This is a genomic window from Leucobacter sp. M11, from assembly GCF_035726885.1.
In the GTDB taxonomy this organism is placed as follows: Bacteria; Actinomycetota; Actinomycetes; order Actinomycetales; family Microbacteriaceae; genus JAPFRB01.
In genome coordinates this window covers 671,428-671,654 of the sequence record NZ_JAPFRB010000002.1, presented here as the reverse complement: position 1 = coordinate 671,654, position 227 = coordinate 671,428, and the positions used below count along the sequence as shown (strand labels likewise).

Annotated in this window: 1 pseudogene; it reads right to left on the bottom strand. The window is 75.8% G+C overall.

The window, feature by feature from the left end:
• A pseudogene (locus OOT08_RS07625) lies at window positions 1-227 on the bottom strand (hypothetical protein); the annotation flags it as partial.

The following is a 227-nucleotide window of genomic DNA, read 5'->3' as shown; positions in this document are numbered from 1 at the left end:
GCGCTCGCTCGCGTGCCGGGAGCTGGAGCGCGTGCGGCCCCGGAGCACCCCGACGAAGTCCTGGATCACCGGGCCGTCTGCCTCGACGAGCCAGCAGGCCCAGATCCAGGTGCCGGGGAGGCCGGTCACGGGAACCCGGCGCAGCCCCTTCATGCCCAGATGGCGGGCAAGCGGGTCCGGCACGAGGGCCGCGCCGACGCCCGCGAGCACGACCTCGAGGGTGCCTG